The organism is Uliginosibacterium sp. TH139, from assembly GCF_002855595.1.
In the GTDB taxonomy this organism is placed as follows: domain Bacteria; phylum Pseudomonadota; class Gammaproteobacteria; order Burkholderiales; family Rhodocyclaceae; genus Uliginosibacterium; species Uliginosibacterium aquaticum.
Genome location: NZ_PKRR01000005.1, coordinates 191,804 through 211,411, shown reverse-complemented (window position 1 = coordinate 211,411; position 19,608 = coordinate 191,804). Strand labels below are relative to the sequence as shown.

Annotated in this window: 14 protein-coding genes; 12 read left to right on the top strand and 2 right to left on the bottom strand. The window is 62.7% G+C overall.

Translation table 11 applies throughout. The annotated features are described in order from the left end of the window. The first annotated feature begins 33 nt into the window (after positions 1–33). The 12 genes from rpsA (at position 34) to C0V76_RS13520 (ending at position 15,165) form a co-directional block, all read left to right on the top strand. Complete coding sequence (gene rpsA / locus C0V76_RS13575) at positions 34–1,719, top strand: 30S ribosomal protein S1 (protein ID WP_101943074.1); 1,686 nt, start codon at positions 34–36, stop codon at positions 1,717–1,719. Between the two features lie 20 nt (positions 1,720–1,739). Further along, positions 1,740–2,024, top strand: coding sequence for an integration host factor subunit beta (locus C0V76_RS13570; RefSeq protein ID WP_101943072.1), 285 nt, complete (start codon positions 1,740–1,742; stop codon positions 2,022–2,024). A gap of 85 nt (positions 2,025–2,109) precedes the next feature. Then, positions 2,110–2,394, top strand: coding sequence for a lipopolysaccharide assembly LapA domain-containing protein (locus tag C0V76_RS13565; RefSeq protein WP_101943071.1), 285 nt, complete (start codon positions 2,110–2,112; stop codon positions 2,392–2,394). Between the two features lie 15 nt (positions 2,395–2,409). Next, positions 2,410–3,585 carry a lipopolysaccharide assembly protein LapB gene (gene lapB, locus C0V76_RS13560; RefSeq protein WP_101943069.1) on the top strand — a complete coding sequence of 392 codons (1,176 nt, stop codon included), beginning with the start codon at positions 2,410–2,412 and terminating at the stop codon, positions 3,583–3,585. A 37-nt stretch (positions 3,586–3,622) separates the two neighbouring features. Further along, entirely contained in the window at positions 3,623–4,945 is a 1,323-nt protein-coding gene (locus C0V76_RS13555) for a UDP-glucose/GDP-mannose dehydrogenase family protein (RefSeq protein WP_101943067.1), read from the top strand. Next, the gene (gene rfaE1 / locus C0V76_RS13550; protein ID WP_101943066.1) at positions 4,942–5,889 is read left to right on the top strand and encodes a D-glycero-beta-D-manno-heptose-7-phosphate kinase; all 948 of its coding nucleotides are present in this window, start codon (positions 4,942–4,944) and stop codon (positions 5,887–5,889) included. The genes C0V76_RS13555 and rfaE1 overlap by 4 nt, the downstream gene beginning before the upstream one ends. Before the next feature lie 3 nt (positions 5,890–5,892). Further along, complete coding sequence (gene rfaD / locus C0V76_RS13545) at positions 5,893–6,897, top strand: ADP-glyceromanno-heptose 6-epimerase (RefSeq protein ID WP_101943064.1); 1,005 nt, start codon at positions 5,893–5,895, stop codon at positions 6,895–6,897. Between the two features lie 42 nt (positions 6,898–6,939). Then, the gene (locus C0V76_RS13540; RefSeq protein WP_101943063.1) at positions 6,940–7,320 is read left to right on the top strand and encodes a helix-hairpin-helix domain-containing protein; all 381 of its coding nucleotides are present in this window, start codon (positions 6,940–6,942) and stop codon (positions 7,318–7,320) included. 163 nt (positions 7,321–7,483) lie between these two features. Beyond that, on the top strand, positions 7,484–7,807 hold the full coding sequence (gene fdxA, locus C0V76_RS13535) for a ferredoxin FdxA (RefSeq protein WP_101943061.1): 324 nt from the start codon (positions 7,484–7,486) through the stop codon (positions 7,805–7,807). Positions 7,808–7,897: 90 nt separating this feature from the next. Further along, the gene (locus C0V76_RS13530) at positions 7,898–10,612 is read left to right on the top strand and encodes a PD-(D/E)XK nuclease family protein (RefSeq protein WP_101943059.1); all 2,715 of its coding nucleotides are present in this window, start codon (positions 7,898–7,900) and stop codon (positions 10,610–10,612) included. A 304-nt stretch (positions 10,613–10,916) separates the two neighbouring features. Next, the gene (locus C0V76_RS13525; protein ID WP_101943057.1) at positions 10,917–11,747 is read left to right on the top strand and encodes a hypothetical protein; all 831 of its coding nucleotides are present in this window, start codon (positions 10,917–10,919) and stop codon (positions 11,745–11,747) included. Positions 11,748–11,838: 91 nt separating this feature from the next. Beyond that, positions 11,839–15,165, top strand: coding sequence for an exodeoxyribonuclease V subunit beta (locus tag C0V76_RS13520; RefSeq protein WP_101943055.1), 3,327 nt, complete (start codon positions 11,839–11,841; stop codon positions 15,163–15,165). Positions 15,166–15,210: 45 nt separating this feature from the next. Here C0V76_RS13520 and C0V76_RS13515 read toward each other — a convergent pair whose 3' ends face one another. Both C0V76_RS13515 and mfd read right to left on the bottom strand, forming a co-directional pair. Next, positions 15,211–15,900 (bottom strand): DUF3334 family protein, encoded by a 690-nt coding sequence (locus C0V76_RS13515; protein WP_101943054.1) that lies wholly within the window; start codon positions 15,898–15,900, stop codon positions 15,211–15,213. 255 nt (positions 15,901–16,155) lie between these two features. Beyond that, positions 16,156–19,596, bottom strand: a complete 3,441-nt coding sequence (gene mfd, locus C0V76_RS13510) for a transcription-repair coupling factor (RefSeq protein WP_101943209.1) — start codon at positions 19,594–19,596, stop codon at positions 16,156–16,158. Between the last annotated feature and the right edge of the window lie 12 nt (positions 19,597–19,608).

Here is a 19,608-nt window from a genome sequence, read left to right as displayed (position 1 = left end):
TTCCGCCGTGCTTGCACGGTACCGAGTCCCTTTATGTCCAACATTGAAAGTTTTGCCGACCTCTTCGAGGAAAGCCTGAACCGCCAGGAAATGCGCGCTGGCGAAGTTATCACGGCTGAGGTTGTGCGTATCGACCAGAACTTCGTGGTTGTTAACGCCGGCCTGAAATCCGAGAGCTACATTCCCCTGGATGAATTCCGCAACGATCGCGGTGAGCTGGAAGCCACCCCGGGCGATTACGTCCAGGTTGCCATCGAGACCCTGGAAGACGGCTACGGCGAAACCCGCCTGTCGCGTGACAAGGCCAAGCGCATTGCCGCCTGGAACTTCCTCGACAAGGCTCTGAACGATGGCGCTCTGGTCAAGGGCGTCGTGACTGGCAAGGTCAAGGGCGGCCTGACCGTCATGACCAACGGCATCCGCGCTTTCCTGCCGGGTTCCCTGGTCGATATGCGCCCCGTCAAGGACACCACTCCTTACGAAGGCAAGGAATTCGAATTCAAGGTCATCAAGCTCGATCGCAAGCGCAACAACGTGGTTGTGTCGCGTCGCGCCGTGCTTGAAGTGACCATGGGTGAAGAGCGCCAGAAGCTGCTCGAAACCCTGGCCGAAGGCACCGTGGTCAAGGGCGTGGTCAAGAACATCACCGACTACGGCGCATTCGTCGACCTGGGCGGCATCGATGGTCTGCTGCACATCACCGATCTGGCCTGGCGCCGCGTTCGTCACCCGTCCGAAGTGCTGGCTGTGGGCGACGAAGTGACCGCCAAGGTCCTCAAGTTCGACCAAGAAAAGAACCGCGTTTCGCTGGGCATGAAGCAGCTGGGCGAAGATCCGTGGGTCGGCATCTCGCGTCGTTACCCGCAGAGCACCCGTCTGTTCGGCAAGGTCACCAACATCACCGACTACGGTGCATTTGTTGAAGTCGAGCAGGGCATCGAAGGTCTGGTGCACGTGTCCGAAATGGACTGGACCAACAAGAACATCCACCCGACCAAGGTTGTCCAGCTGGGCGACGAAGTCGAAGTGATGATCCTGGAAATCGACGAAGAGCGTCGCCGCATCTCGCTGGGCATGAAGCAGTGCCAGGCGAACCCGTGGGACGAGTTCGGCGAAAATCACAAGAAGGGTGACCGTGTGCGCGGCGCCATCAAGTCGATCACCGACTTCGGCGTGTTCATCGGCTTGCCGGGCGGCATCGACGGCTTGGTGCACCTGTCTGACCTCTCCTGGAGCCAGACTGGCGAAGAAGCTATCCGCAACTTCAAGAAGGGTGATGAGCTGGAAGCCGTCGTGCTGGCTATCGATATCGAGAAGGAGCGTATTTCCCTCGGCGTCAAGCAGCTGGATGGGGATCCCTTCACCTCCTACGTGGCAACCCACGACAAGAACACCCTTATCAAGGGCGTTGTGAGGTCGGTGGATGCCCGCGGTGCTGTGGTGGATCTGGGTGGTGATCAAGAGGGTTACCTGCGCGTTTCCGAGTTCTCCCGTGAGCGCGTGGAAGACCTGACGACCGTGGTGAAGGTGGGCGATGAGCTCGAAGCCATGATCATCAACGTGGATCGCAAGACCCGTTCGATCAACCTGTCAATCAAGGCCAAGGATCAAGCCGAGCAGAACGAAGTGATGCAGAAGTTCTCTGCTGATACCGGCTCTGCAGGTACGACCAACCTTGGTGCATTGCTCAAGGCGAAGCTCAATAGCGCTCAGCAGTAAGCATTGCCGTGCCTGATAACATGACCAAGTCTGAACTGATCGAGCGCTTGACGGCGCGCTTTCCGCAGCTTGGTGCGAAGGACGCTGATGTCGCGGTGAAGATGATTCTCGACGAGATGGCCGCCAGCCTGGCGCGCGGTCATCGCATCGAAATCCGCGGCTTCGGTAGCTTCGGGATCAATTACCGGCCGCCACGTGTGGGGCGCAACCCCAAGTCGGGTGATAAGGTGCTGGTGCCGGAAAAATATGTCCCGCATTTCAAGGCAGGCAAGGAACTGCGCGAGCGCGTAGATCGCATCGAGTGATTTGCTACTGTTCGCTGTAACAAAAAAGAAGGCGGCCCTAGGGTCGCCTTCTTTTTTGTGCTGGTCTGAAGGATAATTACGCCTTATGAAGATCTTCTCCCTGCTGCTTCGAGCGCTTGTCTTTCTGCTCCTGCTGGGCTTTGCCATCAAGAACGATGGCCTGGTCACGGTGCGTGCTTATTTTGATACGAGCTGGCAGATGCCCTTGGTCTTGCTGATCCTGGCGATGTTCGCGCTCGGGATGCTGGCAGGTGTGCTGGCCATGCTTGCCAGCAGTCTTGGGCCGCGACGCGAGCTTGAACGCCTGCGTAAATTGCTGCCGTCCTCTTCAACCCGTTCGCCCGTGCAGTCTGACGACGCGGACGCCTGACCTTTCGCTCAATACATGGATTTTGAACTCTGGTGGTTGCTTAGCTGGCCGCTGTTTTTTGGCGCTGGCTGGCTGGCGGCGCGGATCGATATTCGTCATCTGGTCAACGAGTCACGTGCCTTGCCGCGTTCGACGCTCTCTGGCCTGAATTTTTTGCTCAATGAGCAGCCGGATAAGGCGATCGACTCCTTTCTTGAAGCAGTTCAACTTGATCCGCAAACGGTTGAGTTGCATTTCGCTTTGGGCAATCTGTTCCGCAAGCGTGGTGAGCTAGATCGTGCCATTCGCATCCATCAGAGTCTGGTGGATCGCGAGGTCATCAGCGAGGAGCACCGTGAGCAGGCCCTGCAGGAACTGGGGGAGGATTACCTCAAGGCGGGGCTTCTTGATCGCGCCGAGGCTGTCTATCTGCAACTGCGCAGCACTAGCCGGAACGAAGTGGCTAATGATTCGCTGCTGCAGATCTACCAGCAGGAAAAGAACTGGCAGCGCGCGATCGATATCGCGCGTGACATGCCTCGCCGGGGCAGCCACCGCTGGGAAGTCGATATCGCCAATTACTATTGTGAAATTGCGGCGACGGCCATGGCACGCTCGGATTTCGAGGCTGCTCGTGTTCAGTTGCGTCTGGCGCTTGAGAGTAATCGGAAATGCGTACGTGCCAATTTGTTGCTTGGTGAGGTCCTTTCAGCACAGGGGGATGATGTATCCGCAGTTGAGGCATGGCAGGAAATTGCCCATCAGGATCCGATGTATCTCTCTCTGATTGCCGAGCGTTTGATGGATGCACATCGACGCCTCGGCCATGAAGAGAAAGGCGCTCAGTTTCTCAAGACTCACCTAGGCCAAACGCCTTCGCTGGATCTGCTGGAAACCGTCTTCAAGTGGGAGATTGAGCGCAACGGCGTCGATGCGGCCTATACCTTGGTGCGCGACGAAATCAAGCGCAACCCGACCCTGCTGGGTCTGGAGAAACTGCTTGAGGCGGCCGAGCACACCATTGCACCAGAGCGCAAGCCTGATCTGGATATGGTCAAGTCACTGATCCATAGCCATACCCGTCGCGTGGCGCGGTATTGCTGCAAGGATTGCGGCTTCAAGGCGCGTCAGTTTTACTGGCGCTGCCCGGCGTGTGGCGGCTGGGAAACCTATCCGCCCAAGCGCACCGAAGAATTCGATCTGGCCATCTGAGCCAGCTCCCAACTTCTTTTTCAGGAAGTCCTGAACGATGAAAATCACCGTAGTCGGTACCGGTTATGTAGGTCTGGTGTCGGGCGCCTGCCTGGCCGAAGTGGGTAATGACGTGCTTTGCCTGGACGTCAATCCGGAGAAGATCCGCGTCCTCAAGGACGGCGGCATCCCTATTCATGAGCCTGGCCTGGATCAGGTCGTGGCACGCAATGTGGCTGCAGGTCGTCTGCATTTCACGACTGATATTGAAGAGGCCGTGCGTTTTGGCACCATTCAGTTCATTGCCGTAGGGACGCCGCCCGATGAGGATGGCTCGGCTGACCTGCAGTACGTGTTGGCGGCTGCGCGCAATATCGGTCGTCTGATGAATGACTACAAAGTTGTGATCGACAAGAGCACTGTGCCCGTTGGTACTGCCGACAAGGTGCGTGCCGCGATTGCTGACGAACTGCAGAAGCGCGGTGTGGTTGTGCCTTACAGCGTCGTCTCCAACCCCGAGTTCCTCAAAGAAGGGGCGGCGGTGGACGACTTCATGCGCCCCGATCGCATCGTTGTGGGGGCAGAGGATGATCAGGCGATCAACCTGATGCGGGCGCTCTATGCACCGTTTCAGCGCAATCACGAGAAGCTGGTGATCATGGACGTGCGTTCGGCCGAGCTGACCAAATATGCTGCCAATGCCATGCTCGCCACGCGCATCTCCTTCATGAACGAACTAGCTGTGTTGGCGGAGAAGCTCGGCGCAGACATCGAGCAGGTGCGCCAGGGGATCGGCTCTGATCCGCGTATCGGCTGGCACTTCCTGTATGCCGGCTGTGGCTATGGTGGCTCCTGTTTTCCCAAGGATGTGAAAGCCTTGATTCAGACGGCGGCGGGGGCTGGGCAGGGCTTGAAAGTCCTACAGGCTGTGGAAGATGCTAATGACGCACAGAAGCTTGTGCTGGTCGACAAGATTGTGCGTCGCTTTGGCGAGGATTTGGCCGGCAAGCATTTTGCTTTGTGGGGGTTGGCTTTCAAGCCGAATACCGATGACATGCGCGAAGCGCCAAGCCGCGTGATCATTCATGAATTGTTCAAACGCGGCGCGACAGTGACCGCTTACGATCCGGTAGCCATGGATGAGACGCGGCGGATTTTTGGCGATGACTCCCGTCTGAGCTATGCCAGCCGCCCAATGCAGGCCTTGCAAGGGGCAGATGCGCTGGTGATCGTGACTGAGTGGAAGGAGTTCCGCAGTCCTGATTTCGAGGCTATCAAGGCAACCCTGAAGAGCCCGGCGATTTTTGACGGGCGCAACATGTACGACCCGGCGCTGCCCCGTGCGGCCGGACTGGAATATGAGGCGATCGGACGCAAATGAGCACTGTCAAGCCCCTGCCTGTGATTCCTGCCACCTCTGCCGCGCGCGTGCTGGTGGTCGGTGACGTAATGCTGGACCGTTACTGGTTTGGTGAAGTCAGCCGCATTTCGCCCGAAGCGCCTGTGCCGGTGGTACATGTGCAGCGGACCGAGGAGCGCCCTGGTGGAGCAGCTAACGTGGCGCGTAATGCAGCCGCGCTGGGCGCCAAGGTTTCCTTGCTATCCGTGGTCGGCAATGACGAACCGGCTCAGGCGCTAGAGAAGCTGCTCGCTACGGATGGCGTGCATACTCGTCTGCATCGTGACCCGGCTTTGGCCACCACGATCAAGCTGCGCGTCCTGGGACGCCAGCAGCAATTGCTGCGTATTGATTTCGAGAATCTTCCGACGCATGAAATCCTGCGCAACAAGCTGGCTGATTTTGCGACCCTACTGCCCGAACATGACGTGATTGTCTTGTCCGACTATGGCAAGGGCGGTCTGGCGCATATTGCCGAGATGATCGCGATGGCACGTGCTGCCGGCAAGACCGTGCTGGTCGACCCGAAGGGCGACGACTACAGCAAGTACAGCGGCGCCAGCCTGCTCACTCCGAATCGCTCCGAGTTGCGCCAGGTGGTTGGCCAATGGCGCAGTGAGGAAGACCTAGTGCACAAGGCTCAGGAGCTTCGTCAGTCGCTGGATCTGGATGCCCTGCTGGTCACGCGTTCGGAAGAAGGCATGAGCCTTTTCCGGGCTGACGGCATGGTGCATGAAGGCACTCGCGCTCAGGAAGTGTTCGATGTTTCGGGGGCCGGCGATACCGTGATTGCGACCCTGGCCGTGATGCTCGGAGCCGGTTGCAATCTGGTCGACGCCATGCGCCTTTCCAATCATGCGGCCGGTATCGTGGTGGCCAAGCTGGGTACGGCCACCGTCACCCTCGAAGAAATGCTCGCGGAGTAAGCCATGTCCCGTTACTACATCGTTACCGGCGCTGCCGGCATGATCGGTTCCAACATCATCGCGGGCCTCAATGCTCGTGGCATCCGGAACATCATCGCGGTCGACAACATGACCAAGGGCGACAAGTTCCGCAATCTGGTCGATCTCGAAGTGGCGGACTACTTCGATAAGCATGATTTTCGCGATGCACTGTTGGCCGGCCAGTTTGATGGCAAGGTCGAAGCCATCCTGCATCAGGGCGCCTGCTCCAACACCATGGAGCACAATGGCCAGTACATGATGGACAACAACTACCGCTACACGGTGGATGTTCTGGACTTCTGCATCGCGCAGAAAACTCCCTTGCTCTATGCCTCCTCTGCCGCGACCTATGGTGCGAGCAGCACTTTCCGCGAAGAGCCGGAGTTTGAAGGCCCGCTGAACGTGTATGGCTACTCCAAGGTGCTGTTTGATCGCGTGCTGCGAAGCCGCTGGAGCGAGCTGACCGCCCAGGTGGTGGGCTTCCGTTATTTCAACGTGTATGGCCCGCGCGAAGCGCACAAGGCAGGTGCGGGTTCGTCGGTGGCCTTCAATGCCTTCCATCAGTTCCGCAAGGAAGGGCGCGTCAAGCTCTTTGTGGGCTGCGACGGCTATCCGGATGGCGGGCAATTGCGCGATTTCATTTACGTTGAAGACGTGGTGGCGGCCAATCTGCATTTTCTTGAGCACCCTGAGCAGTCCGGCATCTTCAATCTCGGTACCGGACAGGCGCAGAGCTTCAACGATGTTGCTCTTGGCGTCATCAACGGGGTTCGTGCCCATGAAGGCAAGCCGGTCCTCAGCTTGGCGGAGATGGTGGCGCAAGGCCTGATCGAGTACGTGCCTTTCCCGGACATACTCAAGGGCAAGTACCAGAGCTTTACCCAAGCGGACATCTCCAGGCTGCGGGCTGCTGGCTACACTGCCGCCTTCCATGACGTCGCAGCTGGCGTCGGGAAATACTGCAGCAAGCTTCTGGAGAGCCAGTAAGTCCTGGGGCTCTCCTTCATTCATCACAAGGGAGAGTCCTCTATGTTGAAAAAGCTGTTTGTCGCCGTGCTGGCTTGGGTTGCATCCATCGGTTTTGCTATGGCCGCCGTGAATATCAACACGGCTACTGTCGAGCAACTTGAAAGCCTGGCCGAGATCGGCCCAACCAAGGCCCGCGCCATTGTTGATTACCGCAAGGCTAATGGCGGCTTCAAGACGCTCGAAGAGATCAAGCAGGTCAAGGGCATTGGTGACAAGACTTTTGACAAGATCAAGCCCCAGCTGAGCCTGACTGGCGAGACAAAGATTGAACCCCAGCCGGTCAAGGGCGATAAAAAAGCAGATAAAACGACAGCCAAGCCGGCCAAGGCTGAAACAGCTGCTGCTCAGCCAGTAGTAAGCGAGAAGAAGGGCAAGATCTAGTCTTCGGCCTTGCCACGTTTTACCCGCGCCCCGCTTGCCGGGGCGTTTTGTTATGCAGGTATTCCCGGCATGAGGGGCACGGCATGGCTACAATCGGCTATATTCGGCCCCGCGCTGTACTATCCGCCCCCGCGCTGTTTCCCACGATTGAAGAGAGTTCGCCATGACCTACGTAGTGACCGAAAACTGTATCAAGTGCAAATTCACCGATTGTGTGGATGTTTGCCCGGTTGATTGCTTCCGCGAAGGCCCGAACTTCCTCGTCATTGATCCGGACGAGTGTATCGACTGCACCCTGTGCGTCGCCGAGTGCCCGGCTGAAGCCATTTTCGCCGAGGATGACCTGCCGGCCGATCAAGAGCACTTCACCGAGCTGAACGCTACGCTCGCCAAGGTCTGGCCGGCGATTGTCGAGCGCAAGGATCCGCTGCCGGATGCCGAAGAGTGGAACAAGGTCGCGGACAAGCTCCAGCACCTCGAAAAGTAAGCCGCTGCGCCTTGCGCGCATGCGACAGAACAGGGCGCAGTGCCGCAAAGGCCTGCGCCTTTTTCTTTGCGCTTCTGGCAGCATTGCGGGATGACTTGCACCCGGCATTCCATTGCACCCGATGCGCACTTTCTTCCTCAGTGCGCGGCGCAAATTCTCAGCTTTCTGAACCCGGCTAGCGGGCCGGCGGATCTCTCGGCTGCGAGCCTGCTACTGCCCAACCTCAAGCTCGCGCCAGCCCTGAACGAAGCCCTGCGAGATGCCGCAGGCGGGCCGTTGCTCCTGCCGCGCATCGGCACACTCTCCAGCCTTGTCGAGCCCTGGCTCGCGCAGCATCCGGTGATGCCGGACGCGCGCCGCCAGTTGATCCTGCACAGCCTATTGAGGCGCCAGAACTGGCTGGACGAAGGCATGCTGTGGGACGTGGTCGCCGAGCTGACCCAGCTCTTCGATACGCTCACCGAATACTCGGTCAAACTGCCGGCGAATGAAGCTGAATTGCTGGACAAGCTCGAACGCGGCTTCGCCTTGAAAGACAGCCTGCCGCTGAACTTCGAGGCGCGCCTGGTGAACACTTTGTGGCGGGCCGAGGCTGAGGGCGAACTCTCCCGCGCGGCTGCCCGCCTGCTCGCTGCGGCGGACTGGGTGGCGAGCCTCACCGGCCCCTTGGTCGTGATGCTCGAAGCCCCGCCCAGCGCGCCGCTGCAGGCCCTGATCGAGCAGGCCGCTGCGCGCGTGCCGGTGCTGGTGCTGGAACCCACGCGGGCGGTTGCCGACGGCGCCTTGGCCGAGCTGCTGGCCCGCGCCTGGCCCGCGAAGCACGATGCGCCACCGTTGCGCGCTCGCATGGAAGGCTTCTCTGCCGATCAACTCAAAGCTGCGCGCGAACGCCTGCGCCTCGTCGAAGCCGAGAGCCTCGAAGACCTCGGTGCGGCTGTGGCCCAGCAGGTCATCGACTGGCTCATCGCGGGCAAAGAGAATATCGCCCTGATCGCCTGCGACCGCCTCGCCGCCCGCCGCGCCCGTGCGCTGCTGGAGCGCGAAGGCGTGCTGGTGCAGGACGAAACCGGCTGGAAGCTCGTCACCACCCGCGTCGCCGCGGTCGTCGATGCCTGGCTGGAGGTGATTGCCTCGGATGCCTGGCATCGCGCGCTGATCGATCTCTTGCGCGCGCCGCTGCTGTTTGCCGATCTCGATCCGCTCGCGCGCGGGCAGGGCGCGGATGCGGTCGAGCGTCTGATCCGCGAGAGCAGCATCGCCAGCGGGCTGGACCGCCTGCGCGCCGAGGCCGTCGAGCGCAAGCTGAATGATGCCTTGCCGCTGCTCGACCGCCTCATCGAAGCGCGCGCCGCACTGCGCCCTAACTCCGCCGGCACCCTGGCGGACTGGCTGCGCCGCCTGCACAAGAGCCTCGATCTGCTCGGCGCCTTGCCGCACTTCAATGATGATCAAGCTGGCCTGCACTGGCTGGAGTGGCTGGAGACCCGCGCGGCCGAGCTCACCGACCCGGCCGATGGCGAAGAAGCCCGCGAGCGTAGCTTCCGTTTCGCCGCCTGGCGCACCTGGTTCAACCGCCAGATGGACGCCGAGCTTTACCGCGACGAGAGCATCGCCAGTCCGGTGATCATGACTCACCTCGCCGCCACGCGCTTGCGGCCATTTGACGCCGCCATCGTCATCGGCGCGGATGCCGAACACCTCGCGCCGCCCGCTGCGCCCGGCTGGCTCACCCACGCCGGCGTGCGCCGCGAGCTGGGCCTGCCAGCGCTGGAACTGGACCGCGCCCAGCTGCGCGAAGACCTCGCTGGCCTCCTGCTCGCCAGCGACGCGGTGGTGATCGCCTGGCAGAGCCTGCGCCGCGACGAAGCCCTGATGCCGGCTGCCGAGGTGGCCGTGCTGGAAGCCGCGCTGCGTCTCGCTGTTGGAAGTGGCATCGTGGACAAGGCCGCCCCGCGCGCCTCTCCGGCCAGTGTCGATGTGGAACTCACCGCTCCCGCTGCGCCCAGCGCGCCGCCCGCGCGGGTGCCGACGCGCGTCTCGGCGAGCAGCCTGCAGACCCTGATCAATTGCCCCTACCGCTACTTCGCGCGCTACGTGCTGCGCCTCGCCGAACTCGACGAACTCACCGAAGGCATGGAGAAGAAGGACTTCGGCGAACTGCTCCACCGCATCCTGCGCGAATTCCATGAGGAGTACCGCACGCTCGCGGGCTATAGCGACGAGGCGCTGCTCTCCGCGCTCGAAGCCCATACCGAGGCCGCTTTCGCCGGCGTGGTGGCGCGCAACTTTCAGGACCACGCTTGGCGCCTGCGCTGGCGAGGTCGGCTCGCCGACTACATCGCCTGGCAGCGCGAACGCGAGAATGCAGGCTGGCGCTGGCAGGGCGGCGAAGTCGAGGCCAGCCGCGAACACGAGATCGGCCCCGGCCGCAGCCTCACCCTGCAAGGCCGCATCGACCGCGTCGATACCGACGCCGCAGGCCAGCAGGCGCTGCTCGACTACAAATCCCGCGCGATCAAACCCCTGCGCGATCAGGTGCAGGACCCGGACGACGTCCAGCTCGCCTTCTACGCGCTGCTCACCGGGCAGCGTGTGAGCGAGGCCGCCTACGTTGCGCTCGATGGCGACGAACTCGCCGCCGCGCCGCTCACCGAGCCGGAAGAGCGCGCCGGCAGCCTGCAGGACCTGATCGATGCCAGCTTCAACGCCATGCTCGATGGCGCATCCATGCCCGCGCAGGGCACGGCGGGGGCTTGTCAGTATTGCGAGATGCGGGGGCTGTGCCGCAATGAGTGGGTGGGCTGAGCTTGTGAAAAATCTACTGCGCAACGCAATCTCGAAACTCCGGTGCTCAAGGTATTCCCATACGTTTCCGCGCCTCGTTTCGACCTTGCGCCGCTCGCGACGTTTTTTTCCACAAGCCCGGATGCGTAGCCCGGATGCAGCGCAGCGGAATCCGGGAGTGGGGGTGACGGGCAGGCCCCGGATTTCGGCGTGCCGCCTGCATCCGGGCTACTCGTTGAAGAAGCCCGCCCCGGGCGGCTGGGCGGGCAGGCTGCCGCTGGCCCGACCGCGCCTCAATCGATTTCCTGATCAAGGAGTTCCGTGCATGAACGCTCGTTCTCATCGCTTCCCCTTGCGCGGCCTCGTGCTTGCCACGCTGGCCCTGCCACTGCTGGCGGCCTGCGCCGTGCTGCCCAGCCCCGGCCTGCAGCGCGTCAAGGCGGGCGAAGCCCTGTTTGAAGCCCGCTGCAAGAACGAGCCCGGCATCAAGATCTACAAGACGGTGGCGGACGTGGAGGGGATCGTGTTGTTGAAGGTGCGGCCCACGGCCGGGGAGCGTGAATGGTCCGACCCGATGTGGCCGGGGGCCGCGTTTGCGAGGGACGCCACCGGCGACAGCTACATCAATTCCTTCTTGTGGTTCGAGATTCCAAGTGGCATCGGTGGTAGCCCCATGCCGATCACTCCTTCGATGCGTGGCTCTCTCGGCCCGACACCCACTGACCATCCCGGCTACCGCTACGTGGATGTGGTGGAGGAAGGGACGGGGGCTAGATGGAGGTATTCGGGTTACTACGACCGGCCATGGGAACGCGACCCGAACCGGTACTCGTCTAAAAATCCGTATTCATTCTGGAAGTTGAAACGTGAGCCGGCGCCGGCGGAAGGGCCGCGCTACGGGGTGATGTATGAGGATCACGTGATTCCCGAGGAGCGGGCGCTGGGGCTGGCGAGCAGCACGGTGAAGGTGCTGGATCTGAAGACCAATGATGTGCTCGGCGAGATGACCATGTATGCATGGACGCCTGCGAGACCGAATCCAGCAAATCCGTCGCCGTGGCTGACGGCGTATCGGTGTGGAGGCGGTCCTTCTAGTAGTACCCACCAAACCCGCTTCTTTGTTGATCAAGTACTTCTGCCGCGCAAGGACAAGTAAGCCGAGTAGGGTGCGCTCCGCACACGCGGATTCGGTTCGCTGTTCCTGGCAATGGTGCGCATTGCGCACCCTACCCAAATCCTGAATACACATGACCCCCGAACACCGCCAAACCCAACGCTTTCTCGCTCTCGACCCCACCCGCAGCGTGGTGGTCGAGGCCTGTGCCGGCAGCGGCAAGACCTGGCTGCTCTCTGGCCGCCTGCTGCGTCTGCTGCTGGCTGGCGTGAAGCCCGGCGAAATCCTCGCGATCACCTACACGCGCAAGGCGGCGCGCGAGATCGAGGCGCGCTTGCGCGGTCTGTTGGCCGAACTGGCGCGGGCCGATGACGACGCGGCGCTGAAGATTCTGAGCGAGCGTGGCCTGTCGCCGGCGGAGGCCTCGGCGGCGCTGCCGCGTGCGCGCGGGCTGTTCGAGGCGGTGCTGGCGGCCGAGCCGCCGATCACGATCACCACCTTCCACGGCTGGTTTGCTCGCCTGCTAAGCGGTGCGCCGCTGCAGAGCGGCGTGGCCGGGCGCACGCTGGACGAAGCCGCCGGCAGCCTGCTCGACGAGGCCTGGGCGCAACTCGCGGCCGATTGCGCGCGCGCGCCGGACGGCCCGGTGGCGAGCGCGCTGCTGTGGCTCTACGCCGAGGTGGGCCGCGCGATGAGCGAGAAGCTGCTGCGTGCCTTCGTGGACCGGCGCGCCGAGTGGCGCGTGTGGCTGGAGGCGCAGGGCGGCGTGGAAGCGGCGCTGGCCGCGCTCGACGCGGCCTTCGGCGCGGGCAGCGACCCGTTCGCCGATTGCTTTACGCCGGTGCGGCTGGCAGAGCTGGAAGACTTCGCGCGCCTGCTCGGGCAGAACACGGCTGGCGATCAGGCGCTGGGCAATGCGCTGGCGCAGGCGGTGGTGGATCTGCGTGAGGCCTTCGATAAAGATGTAGGGCCGGCTTCAGCCGGCGATGTGCGGCTGAAGCCGCACCTACAGGATGATCCGGGCCCCGCATTCGCGGCGATCCGCGCGGCCTTCCTGACCAAGGAAAACAAGTCGCGCGGCACGCGCAAGTCCGGGAAGGAGCAAATCAAGCGCTTGGGGGCGGACGGTGATGAGAGATTCATGCGTCTGCACGTCGAGTGGAGCGCGCGCCTGATCGCGGCTATCGAGGCGCAGCAGGATCAGCGCAACGCGCTCTTCAACCGCCAGGCACTGGTGGTGGGCGAAGCCCTGCTGGCGAAGCTGGAGGAACTCAAGCGCTCACGCCGGGTGATGGACTTTGGCGATCTGGAGGCGGAGATTGATCACTTACTGCATGCAGAAGGCACGGCGGCGTGGCTGCAGGCGCGGCTGGATGCTCGCTACCGCCACATCCTGCTCGACGAGTTTCAGGACACCAACCCGCTGCAGTGGCGCATTCTGCGCGCCTGGCTGGACGGCTATGCAGGAACGGGCGTAGCCAGGCCCGGCGTGTTTCTGGTGGGCGATCCGAAGCAGTCGATCTACCGCTTCCGTCGTGCGGAGCCGAAGCTCTTTGCGGCGGCGGGGGAATACTTTCAGCGCGAGTTCGGCGCGGAGTATGTGAACAACGCCCACACCTTCCGCAATGCGGCCGGCGTCGTCGATCTGGTGAATGCGGTGTTCGACGGCGTGCCGGGCTTCTCGGCGCAGACCACCGAGCAGGCGACGCTGCCGGCGCGCGTGGAGTTGCTGCCGCTGATTCCAGTGCCGGAGGCGGCGGAAGAGGAAGCCGGCGAGGGCTGGCGCCTGCCGCTGGAGGCGCCGCGCGTGGAGGCGGAAGACTTGCGCCGTGCTGAGGAGGCCGCGCAGCTCGCCCGGCGCATCAATGAAATGGTGGGCAGCTGGCAGATTGGCTCGGGCGCCAAGGCGCGGCCCGCGCGCTATGCCGACGTGCTGATCCTGACCCGCGCCAAGACGCGCCTCGCCACCTACGAGGCGGCGCTGCGCGAGGCCGGCATTCCCTTTGTGAGTCCGGGGCAGGGCGGGCTGCTGGCCACACTGGAAGCGCAGGATCTGCTCGCCGTGCTGCGTTTTCTGGCCGACCCGGCCGACAACCTGCGCCTCGCGCACAGCCTGCGCACGCCGGCCTTCGGCTTCACGGATGACGACCTGCTGGCCCTCTCGGTCGAACGCGGGCCGTGGTGGCCGGTGCTGCGGCGGCTCGGGCAGGCCGGCGAGTGCCCGGCGATGCGCCGCGCGGCAGACTTGCTCAGCGGCTGGCTGGAAGCCTCGGCCCACCTGCCGGCGCATGACCTGATCGACCGCATCTTCCACGAGGCGGACTGGTTCGCGCGTACTCGCGCGGCCCTGCCGCCTGCGCTATGGCCCGGCGTGCATGCCAACCTCGAAGCCCTGCTGGAGTTGGCGCTCAACGTGGATGCGGGGCGCTACCCGAGCCTCACGCGCTTCGTCGATGAGCTGGCACGCCTGTCGGCGGCCGACGAGGAAGCGCCGGATGAAGGCTTGGTCGCGTCCGCCGGAGAAGGCCTGGGCCGCGTGCGCATCATGACCATCCACGGTTCCAAAGGTTTGGAGGCTCCCATCGTGTGGCTGATCGACGCGAACGCCACGCCGCGCAATGCCGAAGGCTATGGCGTAGTGATGGACTGGCCGGCGGAGGCCGACCTGCCGCAGCACTTCTCGCTGCTCGGCCGCGTGAGCGAAGTCGGCCCGGCGCGGCGCGCCTTCCTGGAAGCCGAGAAGCTGGCGGCCGAGCGCGAAGAGCTGAACTTGCTCTACGTGGCGATCACCCGCGCCGAGCAGGTGCTGATCGTTTCCGGCATCGCGCAAGCGCGCAAGTCCAGCGTGCCGACGGCGTACAGCCGCATCGGGGAGGCGATGCTGAAGATGGGCGCGGAGCAGGGCGTGAGGGGTGAATTACCCGCCGTGCCGCGTCCGGCTGAATTCTTCGGGCAGGTCGAGCGGGGCGATGCGGCGGCTGCGCAGCAGCCGGCTGTGCCGAAAGTGGGCGAACAGCGGAGCCGCGCGCCGCAGACAGTTCTGGATGCGAATGCACAGGGCATGGCTTTTGGCAGCGCACTGCATGCCTGGCTGGAGGCGTACTGCGCGGGCTGGCCGCTGCCGAAGGCGGAGGCGGCGGTGGAGCAGGCTGCGCGCAAGTTGCTGGGCCGCCCGACGCTGACGCGCTTCTTCGATCCCGCGCAATACCGGCGCGCTGGTAACGAGACGAGTTTTGTCGGGCATGACGGCAAGCCCGGCCGCATCGACCGCTGGGTGGAATGCGAGGATGCGATCTGGGTGCTCGACTACAAGAGCGGCCATGCGCCAGCGGATGCGCTGCTGGCGGATTACCGGCTGCAGATTGCAGGCTATCGCGCGCTGCTGACTTCGGTTTTTGTGGGCAAACCAGTGAAGGCCTTGCTGGTCTTCACTGAGGGCGGGGAAGTGGTGGTGGACTGAGGGCTGGACTGGCTGCCTTTGTAGCTCTCTCCTGGCCCGGTGGTCTTACATGCCCAGATCATCCAGCAGCTTGTCGTGCCGGCCTTCTCCGCTGGGGCGAGTTTCCACTTCTGTTTGTGCATCGGCCTGGGTGCGGGAGAGCAGCTCATCCGGATCCTGGGCGGCCTGAGGCTCGAAGTCGTAGAGCTGGATGAACTCGGTCCGGTCGATGGCCATTTCCAGATAGAAGATGTTGTTGCGGCCGGTGTGGAAGGTCACCCGGCGGGCTTCCGGCGTATCAATATTGGTATCCACGCTCAGCATCACCTGCTTGTTGATGACCAGCATCTTGGGCTGACTCTGGGTAATGTGCGTCTGCAGTTCGTTCGCCATGGTGGCCACGAACTCTCCCACGATCTGATTCATCAGCTCGCCCATGACGTTGGCCACATCGTCAGAGGTATGTGCCGCGGCGAGATCGGTTTTGCTCATGCCCATGTTGAGCATGTACTGCTCATACAGCTCCATGGCAGCAGGGGCTGAAAAATTGAGCACCACCAGACCGGAGAACCCGCCATCAAACAGCACAAAGCAACCGATATCCGGCTTCAGGCAGGTCTTGCTGATCCGCTGAACCATGCCTGAGTAGCGGATTTCGCTATGACTTGCCGATGTGAGCACTTGTTTGACGGCGTTGCATAGACGGATCAGTACATCTTCAGTACCGAAAACGGCGTGTGGCGCGGTGTGTGTCATGGCGAGATTTGTCCGGTAAGGCGGCATTGGCCGCGAAAGTTCTGCCTTGCGGGCTCATTCGCCCAATCTACGAAGAACGCCCGGCATGTATTGCTAACGGCTTTAAGCCTTGAAATCTGAAGAGGCCTTGCAGAGCTTGGCTACGGCAAACCGGGGCCCTTTGTCTGGTTCATGCCCCTGATAGGGCAGAAAGAAGAAAGCCACGCTTGGGGCGTGGCTTTCATGTGCTGCAAAAGCGATGATCTGCGAGGAATGCTAAGCGGATAGTTGCTTCAAACAGTTCCGCACTTTGTTGACGCGCTCTGCGAACGTATCTGCGGTGATGCTGATGGTGAGCTTGTCCTGCCCGGCGAGTTTCCAGTTCCGGTTGTTCTGGATCAGCTTGATGATCTTGATCGGCTCGATCGGCGGATTGGGCTCAAAGTGCAGATGGATGCGGCCTTCAGACGCGTCGATCTTGATGATGCCCAGGGGTTTTGCGGCGATGCGCAGGCGGTGGGTTTCGAGCAGCGCCTGGCCTTGTGCGGGCAGCTCGCCGAAGCGGTCGATGAGCTCTTCCTGGATGGCTTGCAGTTCGTCCACGTCCTCGCAGTTGGCCATGCGCTTGTAAAGCGTGAGGCGCTCCTGCACATCCGGGCAATAGGCGTTGGGCAGCAGGGCCGGGGCATGCAGATTGATTTCGGAAGTCACGTCCAGCGGCTGGGCCAGATCGACTTCCTTGCCGTTCTGCAGCGCCTTCACTGCGCGGTTGAGCATCTGCGAATACATCGCGAAGCCGACCTGCTGGATCTCGCCGGACTGGTTGTCGCCTAGCACCTCGCCGGCGCCGCGGATTTCCAGATCGTGCATGGCGAGGAAGAAGCCGGAGCCGAGGTCTTCCATCATGGTGATGGCCTCCAGGCGCTTCTGCGCATTGGCGCTGGGCTTGGCGTTGGCATCGGTCAGGAGATAGGCATAGGCCTGGTGGTGCGAGCGCCCCACACGTCCGCGCAGCTGGTGCAATTGCGCGAGGCCGAAGCGGTCCGCGCGGTTGATGACGATGGTGTTCGCTGTCGGGATGTTGATGCCGGTTTCGATGATGGTGGTGCACAGCAGGAGGTTGGCGCGCTGGGCGGTGAAGTCCTTCATCACGCGTTCCAGCTCGCGCTCGTTCATTTGGCCATGGCCGACCACGATGCGCGCTTCGGGCAGCAGCTCGGTGAGCGTGTTGCGCATGTTCTCGATGGTGTCGACTTCGTTGTGCAGGAAGTAGACCTGACCGCCGCGCTTGAACTCGCGCAGTACGGCCTCGCGCACGATGCCCTTGCTCCAGCCCTGCACGAAGGTCTTGATGGCGAGGCGCTTCTGCGGCGCGGTGGCGATGACCGAGAATTCGCGCAGGCCTTCCATGGCCATGCCCAGGGTGCGCGGGATCGGCGTGGCGGTGAGGGTGAGGATGTCGACCTCAGAGCGCAGGTTCTTCAGGGCCTCTTTCTGGCGTACGCCGAAACGGTGCTCTTCGTCGATGATCACGAGGCCCAGGCGCTTGAATTCAACGTCTTTCTGCAGCAGGCGGTGGGTGCCGATCAGGATATCTACCTTGCCCTGCGCCAGCATCTCGATGGCTTCGGCTTGCTCCTTGGCGGTCTTGAAGCGCGAAATCTCGGCGACTTTGATCGGCCAGTCGGCGAAGCGGTCGGCGAAGGTCTGGTAGTGCTGCTCGGCCAGCAGCGTGGTGGGGCACAGCACGGCGACCTGCTTGCCGTCGGCCACCGCGATGAAGGTGGCACGCAAGGCCACCTCGGTCTTGCCGAAGCCCACGTCGCCGCACACCAGGCGGTCCATCGGCCGGCCTGAGCGCATGTCGTCCACCACGGCGTTGATGGCGGCGAGCTGATCTGGCGTTTCCTCAAAGCCGAAGCCCTCGGCGAAAGCTTCCAGGTCGTGCTGCTTGAAATCGAACTTGTGACCTGGGCGCGCGGCGCGCTTGGCATACAGCACCAGCAGTTCGGCTGCGGTGTCGCGCACCTGCTGGGCAGCTTTGCGCTTGGCTTTTTCCCACTGCCCTGAACCGAGCTTGTGCAGCGCGATGTTCTCGGGGTCGGCGCCGGCGTAGCGGGTGATGACGTGTAGTTGCGACACCGGCACATAGAGCTTGGTGTCCTCCGCGTATTCCAGATGCAGAAATTCGGTGTCACCTTCGCCCATGTCCATGTGCACCAGGCCCAGATAGCGGCCAATGCCGTGGCTTTGGTGCACCACAGGGTCGCCGATCTTGAGCTCCGACAGATCCTTGAGCCAGCCTTCGACCGTGCTCTTGCGGGCATCCCGGCCGCGTCCGCGCGGGCGGGCCTGGGCGGCGTAGAGCTCGTTTTCGGTGAGGATCGCGATGTTGGCGCCGGGCAGCACGAAGCCAGCCGAGAGCGGTCCACTGGCCAGCCCGAGGCGGGCGTCGGTGGCGAGGAAGCCGGCCAGATCGGCACTGGCGGCGGGTTTCAGATCGTATTCGTGAAAATACTCGGTGATGGTCTGGGCACGGCCGGCTGACTCGGCCAGCACCAACACCCGCCAGGGGAAGTTGGCGAGGTAGTGCTTGAGTTTGTGCAGCGGGTCGCTGGCTTTGCGCTCTACGCCAAGATCCGGCAGCGCCGAGCTGAGCGCGTGGCCCTCATTCTTCTCGCCCATGGCGACGCGTGGCAGCCCTTTGGCGGCAAGCCAGAAAGCCTCGGCCGGCAGGAAGAGTTGTTCGGGGGGCAGCAGGGGCCGCGCTCGGTCACCGGCCATCAGGCGGTAGCGGCTATTAGCCTCGACCCAGAAGGCTTCGATGGCGGCAGGCACATCCTGATGGGTGACCAGCAGCACATTCTTCGGCAGATAGTCGAAGAGGCTGGCGGTGGCATCGAAGAACAGGGGCAGGTAGTACTCGATACCGGCGGAGGCGACGCCGTTGGACACGTCCTTGTAGATCGGGCTCTTGGTCGGATCGCCCTCGAAGGCTTCACGGAAGGCTGCACGGAAATGGCTGCGCCCCTTGTCGTCCATCGGGAATTCGCGTGCCGGCAGCAGGCGGATTTCCGGCACTGGATAAACGGTGCGCTGGGTGTCTGGATCGAAGGTGCGGATGGTGTCGATTTCGTCATCGAAGAGATCGATCCGGTAAGGCAGCTTCACGCCCATCGGGAAGAGGTCGATCAAGCCGCCGCGCACCGAGAATTCGCCGGGGCGCACCACCTGGGTCACATGCTCGTAACCGGCCAGGGCCATCTGCAGTTTGAAGGCCTCCACATCCAGTACCTGCTTGGCCTTCATGAAGAAGGTGTGGCCGGCGAGATACTGGGGCGGTGCCATGCGGTACAAGGCAGTCGTGGCTGGCAGCAGGGTGATGTCCGACTCGCCCTTGTGGATCGCGTAGAGCGTGGCGAGGCGCTCGGAGATCAGATCCTGATGCGGCGAGAAATTGTCGTAGGGCAGGGTTTCCCAGTCCGGTAGCAAATGCACGCGCAGGCCCTGGGCGAACCAGGCGATCTCTTCGACGAGGCGCTGCGCATCAAGCGGATTGGCGGTGATGACGATCAGCTTCTGCCCACTGGCCGCGAGCTGGGCGAGTGCGGCGGCATCCGCCGAGCCGTGCAGGCGCGGCAGGTCGAAACGCTGGCCGGGCTTGGGCAGGCTAAAGGCGGCGAGGGGCTGGAGCGGGGGCAGGGCTGGGGAGCTCATCGTGGTGTGCAG

What these genes read in the sequence shown, in the direction of transcription:
- fdxA (WP_101943061.1), top strand. Translation starts at nt 7,484, where the DNA reads ATGACCTACGTAGTGACCGAAAACTGTATCAAGTGCAAATTCACCGAT.
- C0V76_RS13520 (WP_101943055.1), top strand. Translation starts at nt 11,839, where the DNA reads ATGACCCCCGAACACCGCCAAACCCAACGCTTTCTCGCTCTCGACCCC.
- C0V76_RS13525 (WP_101943057.1), top strand. Translation starts at nt 10,917, where the DNA reads ATGAACGCTCGTTCTCATCGCTTCCCCTTGCGCGGCCTCGTGCTTGCC.
- rfaE1 (WP_101943066.1), top strand. Translation starts at nt 4,942, where the DNA reads ATGAGCACTGTCAAGCCCCTGCCTGTGATTCCTGCCACCTCTGCCGCG.
- C0V76_RS13565 (WP_101943071.1), top strand. Translation starts at nt 2,110, where the DNA reads ATGAAGATCTTCTCCCTGCTGCTTCGAGCGCTTGTCTTTCTGCTCCTG.
- C0V76_RS13530 (WP_101943059.1), top strand. Translation starts at nt 7,898, where the DNA reads ATGACTTGCACCCGGCATTCCATTGCACCCGATGCGCACTTTCTTCCT.
- C0V76_RS13515 (WP_101943054.1), bottom strand. Translation starts at nt 15,900, where the DNA reads ATGACACACACCGCGCCACACGCCGTTTTCGGTACTGAAGATGTACTG.
- rfaD (WP_101943064.1), top strand. Translation starts at nt 5,893, where the DNA reads ATGTCCCGTTACTACATCGTTACCGGCGCTGCCGGCATGATCGGTTCC.
- mfd (WP_101943209.1), bottom strand. Translation starts at nt 19,596, where the DNA reads ATGAGCTCCCCAGCCCTGCCCCCGCTCCAGCCCCTCGCCGCCTTTAGC.
- C0V76_RS13540 (WP_101943063.1), top strand. Translation starts at nt 6,940, where the DNA reads ATGTTGAAAAAGCTGTTTGTCGCCGTGCTGGCTTGGGTTGCATCCATC.
- rpsA (WP_101943074.1), top strand. Translation starts at nt 34, where the DNA reads ATGTCCAACATTGAAAGTTTTGCCGACCTCTTCGAGGAAAGCCTGAAC.
- C0V76_RS13555 (WP_101943067.1), top strand. Translation starts at nt 3,623, where the DNA reads ATGAAAATCACCGTAGTCGGTACCGGTTATGTAGGTCTGGTGTCGGGC.
- C0V76_RS13570 (WP_101943072.1), top strand. Translation starts at nt 1,740, where the DNA reads ATGACCAAGTCTGAACTGATCGAGCGCTTGACGGCGCGCTTTCCGCAG.
- lapB (WP_101943069.1), top strand. Translation starts at nt 2,410, where the DNA reads ATGGATTTTGAACTCTGGTGGTTGCTTAGCTGGCCGCTGTTTTTTGGC.